The organism is Clostridioides sp. ZZV14-6387 (genome assembly GCF_020657835.1).
Taxonomy (GTDB): domain Bacteria; phylum Bacillota; class Clostridia; order Peptostreptococcales; family Peptostreptococcaceae; genus Clostridioides; species Clostridioides difficile_A.
Genome location: NZ_JAGWCW010000063.1, coordinates 1 through 2,430, shown reverse-complemented (window position 1 = coordinate 2,430; position 2,430 = coordinate 1). Strand labels below are relative to the sequence as shown.

At 27.7% G+C, this 2,430-nt stretch carries 2 protein-coding genes and 2 pseudogenes; all 4 read left to right on the top strand.

Annotated elements, in window-relative coordinates; translation table 11 throughout:
- A pseudogene (locus tag KGF38_RS19925) lies at positions 1-615 on the top strand (hypothetical protein); the annotation flags it as partial.
- Positions 616-776: 161 nt separating this feature from the next.
- On the top strand, positions 777-1,100 hold the full coding sequence (locus KGF38_RS19920; protein WP_227832694.1) for a hypothetical protein: 324 nt from the start codon (positions 777-779) through the stop codon (positions 1,098-1,100).
- A gap of 64 nt (positions 1,101-1,164) precedes the next feature.
- On the top strand, positions 1,165-1,344 hold the full coding sequence (locus KGF38_RS19915; RefSeq protein WP_227832693.1) for a hypothetical protein: 180 nt from the start codon (positions 1,165-1,167) through the stop codon (positions 1,342-1,344).
- Positions 1,345-2,020: 676 nt separating this feature from the next.
- Positions 2,021-2,430: pseudogene (locus tag KGF38_RS19910) on the top strand (hypothetical protein); the annotation flags it as partial.

Sequence of the window (2,430 nt, the reverse complement as noted above, 5' to 3'; positions counted from 1 at the left end):
TATAGAGACTTTGAAAGATTCAATAAAAGGCTTAAATATTACATAAATAAAGAATTTGGATTAACATATGAATACATTGTTGCTATGGAACCACAAGGTCGTGGAGCATGGCATTGTCACATGGCTATGATATTTAAAACTGATGCTCCATTTATTTCTAATTCTAAAATGTCTGAGTTATGGAAACAAGGATTTACAGTAACAAAAAAATTAGATGATGTTGATAATGTGGGTGCATATTTAACTGCTTATCTTGGTGATATATCACTTGATGAGATTCAAACTATGTATGATGAAGGTAAAATTTCTACTAATTTTGTTATGAATAATTGGATAGATAAAGAAATTAGAGAAGTCGAAGTTGATGGAGTTAAAAAAAGTATCTTAAAGGGTGCAAGATTGTGTATGTATCCACCTAAATTCAATTTATATAGATGCAGTAGGGGTATAAAAAAACCTAATATTGATTATAAATACGAATTTGAGGCACAAAAAAAGATAAGTGATGGCACACTTACCTTTGAAAAAACCCTTAAAATCACTGATTCCGATAGTGACTTTAAAAACATCATTAACTACAGATATTATAATTTAAAAAAGGAAAATAGTCTATAGTTTTTATAAGCATCTGTTTTATTACAGGTGCTTTTTAGTATGTTATAATCTTACTAATTGATAGTTTGTGTGTCCTCACTGTTCCAGCATTAGGGGGCTGGGGGGTTCCCTGCTTGCTGGGATAGGGAGGACACACAATTTAATATTTAGGGGGTTATGACATGTCTAAAAAATTCACATTAGTTAATTCTGATGGCTCTGAGGAACTAATAGACAACAAAATAAATACTATTGCTGATAATAAAATTTTAGTTGATAGAAACTACTTAGATTTACTAATTAAAAACAATATCCCTTATTCCTCATTTTCTACTGATTTTGATAACTGCTTTATCGTTCGTCAAGGAGTTAAAACAAAGAAGTTTAGTCCTGATGAAGTTAAGCAAATTAAAAAAGACTTAGAAACAATGAGTATACGCCAAGTTTCTATAAAATATAAATGTGGTTCTGCTACTATTCATCTTATTAAACATAATAAATATTAGCGTTCGTTTATTTACTATTCTACGATTTCTATGTTATAATTTGGTAATATTGGAGGTGTTTAAAATGAACTTTATTAATAAGACTATTTTTAAACTTTTATTATTTGCCAAACAACATAATTTGTACTATGAAATTTGTTATCATCCAGATAATTCTTCTGATGATATTTTAGAAACAAATTCTTTAACACAAAATGAATATGAAGACTTTGCAGGAAAACACTCAATCAGAATCTTTTTTTAAAAGCAAATTAAAAAAAGTTCAAGTTGGCCGCGGAGCAAAGATTTTGTCAACTGGTCTGAACGGGTATGACTTATTAAGTATCCGTCAAGTCTGAATAGACTATCTGTTTAAATTCGTTTCAAAACTAATGATTTATTTATTTATATGGACACTTAAGCAGAAAGATTGAAATATCAACATTCTTAGATATGTTTCAAATGTTTCTTGCTATTTGTTAAGGAGTTAACTTTTGATTAAACACTTTATTTAGATATATAGATATTTTTTTTATATAATATCTTATCTAATTCAAGGAGGTGTTTAATCATGAACAACAATAAGAATGACAATGATATTATTGTTTTTTTAATGCTTGTACAAATACTTATTAGTTTAGTTAAATAATTTCTTCTATCTTGATATATTAGAAATAAGTGGACTCACAAATTTTGTTAGGGGACAGGCTCTGTAATACGTCCCATGAAAAATAGGCAAAAAACTGCATCAAAGTATTGATATTTCAATGTTTTTTTTGTAAAAAAAAAGTTCTCAAATGCTTGTTTGAGAACAAAAAGTCTCTATACATTCAAATTCCAACACTTTTGTTGAAAAACAGTTATTTTGCTATTAACTTGATTATAAAAGTATATTACGAGAAAAATTTAAAAACGACTAAAATCCATAGGGGGGTGTTATTTTGGAAATTGATAGACCAAAAGAAAATATAAGACCTAAATTATATGATACTGTTAGAGTTAAAGAAATGGGCAATATCATTGAATTAATGTATTCTGAATTTAAAAACAATAAAATAGTTATCAAAAAAATAAATGCTAATGAATATGTTGATACGCGTACAGGAGAGATTAAAGAGTTTAATCATATATCAGACAGGTCACAACTCAAAAGTGAAGTTAGAGCGTCTTTAAGGAGGCTTAGAGACTATTTAAACACTAATATAACTAATGTATCACATTGCAAGTGGATTACTCTTACTTATGCAGAAAATATGACTGATACTAAAAAACTTTATAGAGACTTTGAAAGATTCAATAAAAGGCTTAAATATTACATAAATAAAGAATTTGGATTAACATATGAATACAT